This window comes from Aminobacter sp. P4_H6_2 (assembly GCF_056400805.1).
The window spans coordinates 1-7,351 of record NZ_JBFUKO010000265.1; the positions used below are offsets into that span (position 1 = coordinate 1).

At 63.8% G+C, this 7,351-nt stretch carries 6 protein-coding genes and 1 pseudogene; 2 read left to right on the forward strand and 5 right to left on the reverse strand.

The features are described 5' to 3' along the window. The 4 genes and pseudogenes from AC1DUU_RS18405 to AC1DUU_RS18420 all read right to left on the reverse strand — a co-directional run. Nucleotides 1–184, reverse strand: a pseudogene (locus AC1DUU_RS18405) (lipid-transfer protein); the annotation flags it as partial. Then, a complete protein-coding gene (locus AC1DUU_RS18410; protein ID WP_476784847.1) occupies nucleotides 181–636 on the reverse strand; it encodes a Zn-ribbon domain-containing OB-fold protein in 456 nt (151 codons plus the stop codon). The pseudogene AC1DUU_RS18405 and the gene AC1DUU_RS18410, both read right to left, overlap by 4 nt. Beyond that, nucleotides 633–2,828: a hydantoinase B/oxoprolinase family protein gene (locus AC1DUU_RS18415; RefSeq protein ID WP_476784848.1), complete on the reverse strand. Its 2,196-nt coding sequence runs from the start codon at nucleotides 2,826–2,828 to the stop codon at nucleotides 633–635. The genes AC1DUU_RS18410 and AC1DUU_RS18415 overlap by 4 nt, the downstream gene beginning before the upstream one ends. Next, entirely contained in the window at nucleotides 2,825–4,939 is a 2,115-nt protein-coding gene (locus tag AC1DUU_RS18420) for a hydantoinase/oxoprolinase family protein (RefSeq protein ID WP_476784849.1), read from the reverse strand. The genes AC1DUU_RS18415 and AC1DUU_RS18420 overlap by 4 nt, the downstream gene beginning before the upstream one ends. A 352-nt stretch (nucleotides 4,940–5,291) precedes the next feature. On the opposite strand from AC1DUU_RS18420, the gene AC1DUU_RS18425 reads away from it, so the two are divergent. Then, a complete protein-coding gene (locus tag AC1DUU_RS18425; protein WP_476784850.1) occupies nucleotides 5,292–6,113 on the forward strand; it encodes an ABC transporter ATP-binding protein in 822 nt (273 codons plus the stop codon). Nucleotides 6,114–6,143: 30 nt separating this feature from the next. Continuing rightward, nucleotides 6,144–6,983, forward strand: coding sequence for an ABC transporter permease (locus AC1DUU_RS18430; RefSeq protein WP_476784851.1), 840 nt, complete (start codon nucleotides 6,144–6,146; stop codon nucleotides 6,981–6,983). An 82-nt stretch (nucleotides 6,984–7,065) separates the two neighbouring features. On the opposite strand, the gene AC1DUU_RS18435 is transcribed toward AC1DUU_RS18430, so the two are convergent. After that, a complete protein-coding gene (locus AC1DUU_RS18435) occupies nucleotides 7,066–7,305 on the reverse strand; it encodes a 6-carboxytetrahydropterin synthase (protein WP_476784852.1) in 240 nt (79 codons plus the stop codon). Nucleotides 7,306–7,351 lie beyond the last annotated feature (46 nt).

The window sequence follows — 7,351 nt, forward strand, 5'->3', positions numbered from 1 at the left end:
CATTTTCCATGTTGAGCGAACACAGGCCATCGACCTCCGACGGCGAGATGCCGGCGTCATCGAGCGCCGCCTTGATCGCCATGCAGGCAAGCTGCTCCTCGCTTTCCGCCATTGACTTGCCGAAAGCGGTCTCACCGATGCCGACGATCGCTGTGCGGTCCTTGAGGAAGATCGTGTCGCTCATGGCTTCTGACCCTCGGATGCGCGAGCCATCCAGCGCGGCAAGGTGATGTCGTCGGAGACGGCGGTGAAGATGACATCGACCGGCAAGCCTATACGGATGGCCGAAGCGGGAACGCTGTTGATGGGGGCTTCCGGTGCGGCAACAAGACTGCCGACCATGCGGATATGCGGATGATCGTCGAGTTCGACGACGATCATCGGATACGGCACCACATCCTGAAAACCCGGCAGCGTTGGGCCGTGGGCAATGYCGTACGACCACACTTGACCCCGACCGACTGCGTCGACCCATTCTGTTTCGTTACGGGCACAGCCAGCGCAGAACGGATGGGGCGGAAACTGACAATGGCCGCAGGCCTTGYAGCGTTGCACGACAAGGCGCTTCTCGCGGGCCGCGTCCCAGAACCCCATCGTGTCGGGATCATCGCCATAAGGCAGAGGAATGGCGGTCATGGTCGTGCCTCTGTTGGTTGATCGGGTGGCAGTACTTCCATCGCCTCAAGCACTGGATCGCCGGCGACCGCGACCTGAACGTCGACCTGTCGGGCGCAGCCGGGACAATAGAGGTGGCGGAGGCGGAAACGCTCACTGCCGGGATAGCGATCGGTGGTGGCCGACCGCTCGCCTGCGGCAGCTTCGTGGACGACAAGGGACGCGTAGAGACCCGCGCCCGCGTTGCAGATGCCATGGCCGCAGCTGGCGCATACGATCTGTTCGCCACCGGACGCTTCGACGGCCCGGAAATGGCTAGAAAGGCGACGTCCGCTGACCGGACCTTCAGCCTTGCGCAACTCGCGACCGCCGAGCCGGGCCCTGAGACGTGCTTGTCGCTCCGCCTCCGACGCGGCATGGTCGATCACTGCCTGGTCACCGTCGAGGCGCAGGACCACGCCAAAGTCGCGCAACGCACCGCCGATGCTGACCAACCCGTCGAGAACGTCGGTTGCCACCGATGTCGGATTACGCTCAAGCGGATCGCCGAAGCCGCCGCCGCCTTGCGAGGACGTGACCAGTATCTGGTCCGGGTGGAGTCTGGTGGCGGCATCCGGCAGCCGAACATCGGTGACATCCGCAAGATCCGACCAGCCTTTCGAACCGGCTACCGGCACGTCGCTGCTCATGATGGCGAAGCCGCTCGGCAAACCGGGTTCGCCGCCGGCTGCACCCATGGTCGCCGGATGCTGCAATCCTTGCGCCATGGACAAGAGTGCGATCGAGCGTTCCGTCTGATGAGGGCGATAGGCATGCATGGCGCCGACGCCGCCGCGGCGCGCGCCCGGCCCGCCCGAATCGGCCAGCTCGCGGCGCGTCAGATAGAGCACCGGATAGTATGCTTCGTTGGTTTCGAGGTTCGAGGGCGTAGCGCCGGGCGACGTCGCTGTGCCAGAGGTGTCGCTTCCGTCCGCATTACGGGTGGCGCCTCCGCCGCCGCTCAGCTCATCCAGAAATAGCGTGGTGAAGGGGCTGCCATCGAGCCTGTGTCCCGAAATCGACATGCCACCGGCGCCTGACGACTGCGACGACGCCATGGCCATGTGCGCATGCGCTGCCGAACCGTCGAGTAAACGGGCCAGGCAACCGCTGACGCAGTTGCGGATCGCCTGGGCCGAGGTGCCTGTGCTCATCGCGACGCCAGCCGGCCACTCGGCATCGACCACAGACCGCTTGCGGGTGCGGATCTCGATGGTCCGCCAGATGGCGCCCGGCATCCACGGCAGTCCCTGGCAGATATGGACGAGCACCGCTGCCATGGTGAAGTTGGCCAGTGTCGGATAGGTGGCGTTGACCGCGCCCGGCGCTTCATCGTCACTCGCGGTGAAGTCGAAGCTGAGCTTGTCGCCGGTCTTGGCCATGGCGAGCCGGATCGCGTAGACTTGGTTCGGCAGATAGTCGGCGCCGACGCGCTGCTCATGCTCGATGAAGGAGTTCTCGCGCCAGACGCCGTCAGGCAGTTCGCTGAGGCGGCGGCGGAATGCCGCCTCTGTCGAAGCAAGCAGCCTGTCCATCGCCTCGACGAGACCGTTGGTCCCATAGGCAGCGCAGAGCTCAAGCATCTGGCGCTCGGATGCACGGTTCGCCGCGATCTGGCCAAGCAGGTCGAGCGCGTTGAGCTCTGGCGTTCGGGTGCGGGCAAGATAATCACGCTCGATGTCGCGGCGGATCCTGCCGGCCTCGACGATCTTGACTGGCGGGATTGGTATGGCTTCGTCGAAAATCGAACGGGCGGCATAGTTGAAGCCGCCGGCGACCGGCCCACCGACATCCGGCTCGTGCACTGTCGACCCCGCCCAGGCAATCAGCCTGTCGCCGTGAAAGATCGGCGCCACCAGCGTGACATCTGGCTGATGCAGCGTCCCGAGATAGGGATCATTGGTGAGAAACTGGTCGCCGGGACCAATGCCGGGGTTTTCATCGTATCGATCCAGGATGTCGCGGACGATCAGGTTGAGCGAGGTCGATTGCACGAGAATGAACTTGCTGCAGGAGACCACGGTGCCGTCGGCGGTCATGATAGCGGTGTTGAAATCGTTCGCCTCGGACGCGATCTGCGAACCCGAGACCCGGACCAGCGTCTCGCCAGCGTCAGCATTGATGGCCTCGAGCCGGTGGCGGATGATTTCGAGTTCTATCGGGCCGATTGTCATGCCAATTCCTCAATCCTGGGCGACGGCGAGCGCTTGTGGGCCCGAGGCACGGCGATGGTGAGATTGCCGTCCTCGTCGATTGTCGCCATCTGGCCGGGATGGATCACGGCCGTTGTCTGCTCGGATTCGATGAAGGCAGGCCCTGATACCTCCGCGCCGGCGCCAAGCTCATCCCACAAAAAGACGGGCGTCTCCCGCTCGCGGCCCAGGAACCAGGCCTTCCGGTGCCGGATGGGTCGAGGCACGCCACGCATCTGTGCTGGAGCGGCGTCGGGCATGGCAATATGCATGCGCGCTTCGACAACGATGGCCGCGAGTTCGATCGCGCTTTTGGCATGGGCTGAACCCCGGCCCACGATCTGCTCGTAACGAGACCGGAATGCCGCCTCAGCAGTGGCGATCTCGGCGCCGTCGAGCCGTGACGCCGGCACCTCGATGTCGATCCGGTGCAGCTGGCGGGAGAATTTTAGGCCGATCTTGCGCCTGATCTCGACGGTACCTGACAAGCCCGCCTCCGCCAGCCCTTCGAATTCGCCTTTAGCGCGCTGCTCGAGCCGGTCGAATGCTTCGATCTCGCTATCACGGAAGTCCCGCAGCGGTCGGGCGGGCAGCTCGATCTCGTAGGACGTCCTCATGTCGCTGGAGGCTGCGCCCCAAGCGGAAAACTCAGGCGCAAGGCGCGGTATGACGATTGCCTTTACGCCGATTTCGGCGGCGTAGCGCCCGACATGCTGGGGTGCCGCGCCACCATAGGCATAAAGCACGAAGTTGCGAGGATCGTGGCCGCGCTGCACGCTGGCACGACGGACGAGATCGGCCATCTGTGCATTGGCAACGCGCAAGATCCCGTCGGCCGCCGCTTCGACTTCCAAGCCAAGCTTGCTGGCAAGTGGCGCAAGCGCCGACCGCGCCGCTTCACGATCAAGCGTGAGTGCCCCGCCAAGGCGGTCGAGATGACCCAGAACGACAGCGGCATCGGTCACCGTGGGTTGCTTGCCGCCGCGCCCGTAGCAGGCAGGGCCGGGCATCGAACCGGCACTTTGTGGACCGACACGCAACACGCCGAGTTCGGGATCGACATAGGCGATGCTGCCACCACCCGTTCCAATCGATGCGAGGTCGATCACCGGAACGGCAAGGCTGTGCCGGTCGATGCGTGGCCGCGAGGCGGCAGGCAAAGCGCCCCCCACGACAAGGCCGACATCGAAGCTGGTCCCGCCAACATCGGTGGCGAGCACATCGGCATGCCCAAGCCGCGCGCCGACCTGGCGAGCCGCCATGATGCCTCCCACCGGTCCGGATTGAAGAAGGTGTACCGGGGCATCGCGCAGCGAGCTGGCGCGACGCACGCCACCGCCCATGGTCACGATCAGGAACAGGCCGGCAAATCCCTTATTGCGCAGCGCCTCGTCGAGCGAGGTCAGGTAGTCGCCGACAAGCGGCGCGACATAGGCATTCATGGCGACAGTCGCGGTGCGCTCATATTCGCCGATACGCGGCGCAAGCTCGCTCGACAGCGTCACATGCAAGCCCGGCGCCTCCTCGGCGACGAGCTCGGCGAGGCGTCGTTCGTGACTGCCATTGACCGGCGACCACATCAGCGCAATGCCGATCGCCTCCGCGCCGCGCGCAACAATCTGGCGGATCGACTGGCGGGCCTGCTCCTCATCCAGCGGCACAACGATATTGCCGTCGACGTCGATGCGTTCGCGCACTCCGATGATGCGGCGGCGGGGAACGAGCAAGTCCGGCTTGCGCCATTTGAGCGCATTGATGCTGTCCTCGTCGGGCAGGCCGTGCACCTTGTTGGAGCGTGCCATCGGCAAGGTCGCTTCAAAGCCTGAGGTGACCAGCAGGCCGACCTTGGCGCCGGTACCCGTCAGCAGGGCATTGAGGCCAACCGTGGTGCCGTGCGACAGGATGTCGGTCGTCTCGAGGATTTCGCGCAGGCTCTTGCCCAGCGAGCGGGAGGCGACACCAAGCGATGCGATCACGCCTTCCATCAGCCGGCCGTGCGTCGTCAGCGCTTTGCCGACGCCAACACGCCCGTCCTCGGTGAGGATGACTGTGTCGGTAAAGGTTCCGCCAGTGTCGATGCCGACGATCTGCATATGCAATCTCGCAAATCATTCTTCAGGACGCAGTTCGCCGTCCGTCGAACGCCTGGCGCTCGCCGCTCGTAGCCTGCTGTGACCGCCGGAAACCCGGCGTGGAATTGAAACAACATTGCGGAGCATAAATTTCGCCGCTGCGCCTCCGCTGTCCAAAGCGGCAACGATTTCCGCCACTTGAGACACGACGATTAGGCGTCGAACGGAGCAGGCTGTCAAACTCAACCGGCAATTTTCCGGCTATCCGGAAAATCTGCGGAAGCGATTGTTTTGACTTCGCCTATCAGCCTAGCCTCTCGTTCGCGAGTGCTCGGAGGCGCTCGCCGAACTGCACTTCCTTACGGAGCGACAGATGAATTCATTGCGCAGAACCGACATCGCCGCGGCCGTGCAGCTGGCCGCCGACGCACCCTCCAAGATCGAGGTGCGGGGTGTGCGCAAGCGTTATGACGCCAACGGCAATGTCGAAGCGCTCGCCGGCGTCGACCTCGACGTGCGGAGCGGCGAATTCGTCTGCCTCGTTGGCCCATCGGGTTGCGGCAAGTCGACGGTACTCAGGATGATCGCCGGCCTGCACAGGCCGAGCGAGGGCGAAATCCTTGTGCATGCCAGCGGCACGCGTGCCGTTCCCACCGCCATGGTGTTCCAGAACTACAATGTGTTTCCGTGGAAGACGATCCAGGCCAATGTGCGCTTCGGCCTGGAGATGACAGGCATGGCCGGCGCCGAGGCCGACAGGCGCGCGACCGCGTGGCTCGGCAAGATGGGCCTTGCCGACTTCGCCAACGCTTATCCGCCGGCGCTCTCAGGGGGCATGCTGCAGCGCGTCGCCATCGCTCGGGCCATGGCGGTCGAGCCCGAAATCCTTTTGATGGACGAACCTTTCGCCGCGCTTGATGCCCAGCATCGCCGTATTCTGCAGGATGAGTTGCTGACGCTCTGGCAAGAGGACAGGCGCACGGTCGTCTTCGTCACCCACAGCCTCGAAGAAGCGCTGCTGCTGGGCGACAGGGTCGTGGTGATGTCGGCGCGGCCGGGACGCATCATCGCTGAATTCGAGGTGCCGTTCGTGCGACCGCGCGCGCCGGAAATCCGAGGTGAGCCGATGTTCGCCAAGCTCGAACAGGAAATCTGGAACCTGCTGCGAGAGCAGGTTGGCAAGCACGCTGCCTGAATCAAGATCGAAGTGGAGGAGGCGACCAGCATGGAAAAGATCATCGCTATCAGACCGGGCGAAGCCGAGCGCGACCCGCGCGGTTACGCACGCCGGGCGCAAAGGCAGGAAAAGGTGCTGGCGATGGCCACGCCTGTCGTGTTCTTCATCCTCTGGGAAATCTGTGCCCGCGCCGGTCTTCTCGACACCCGCTTTTTCCCCGCACCAAGCGCCATCTTCATGTCAGCGGTCGAAATGTTTCAGACAGGGATGCTACAGAGGGATGTCCTTGCCAGCGCCCTTCGCGTGCTCGCTGGCTTCGCTATCGGCGTCATCACCGGGCTGGGCGCCGCACTGTTGCTCGGCCTGTCGCGGCTGACGCGCGCCGCACTGGAGCCATTCCTCACCGCGCTCTATACGGTGCCAAAACTTGCACTGCTGCCGTTGCTCCTCCTGATCTTCGGTCTTGGCGAACTACCGGGCGTGCTGCTCGTCGGGATGACAGTGTTTTTCCTGGTCTGGATCCAGTGCATGGAGGCGGTGCTCGCCATCCCCGAGAACTACCACGAGGCGGCTCGTTCGTTCGGCGCTAAGGGCTGGAACATGTTCCGCCACGTCACCTGGCCCGCGCTTCTGCCACAGCTGTTCATTTCCATGCGCATCGCCATCGGCACGGCGGTGCTGGTTATCGTCGGCGTCGAGTTTGTCCAGGCAAGCCAGGGCATAGGCTACCGCATTTGGCATTCGTGGTCGCTGTTCCAGGCCAACCGCATGTATGTCGGCATCTGCACTGTGGCGTTGATGGGCTTCCTGTTCAGCTCGCTCGTGCGCTGGTTGGGGCGGTTGATGCTGCCCTGGACGGCATCCGGTTCGAGAAGCCGGAGCCAGTAGGCCGATGCTGAACTGATCAGCGTCAGCTCTGTACATAGAAGCGCAGGCAATCAAGTGCCTGCGCCGCAGTTGCGCTACGACGCTATCGAGAGCTTCCGCTTAGGCGCCGACCTTGTGCAGCGCGCGCCCGCTGTACACGGTACCTTCGGCTTGCCCTTGTGATCCCCGGCGGACCGCCACACGATCGAGTTGCCAACTGGGGTTCCAACCTGTCCCAGATCCAGCGCGCTACGTTCTCAAGCGAAGGCACCGCAAGCCCTTCGATGTCATTGAGGTAGGTGTGGTCGATGGTCTTGCGGACGACCTCTATCTGCTTTTCCAGCTCATAGAGATTGGCAGGGGCTTGTCACATAAACCAAGTATCAGGA

Coding starts and splice junctions, on each gene's coding strand:
- AC1DUU_RS18420 (WP_476784849.1), bottom strand. CDS start 4,939: ATGCAGATCGTCGGCATCGACACTGGCGGAACCTTTACCGACACAGTC.
- AC1DUU_RS18425 (WP_476784850.1), top strand. CDS start 5,292: ATGAATTCATTGCGCAGAACCGACATCGCCGCGGCCGTGCAGCTGGCC.
- AC1DUU_RS18415 (WP_476784848.1), bottom strand. CDS start 2,828: ATGACAATCGGCCCGATAGAACTCGAAATCATCCGCCACCGGCTCGAG.
- AC1DUU_RS18430 (WP_476784851.1), top strand. CDS start 6,144: ATGGAAAAGATCATCGCTATCAGACCGGGCGAAGCCGAGCGCGACCCG.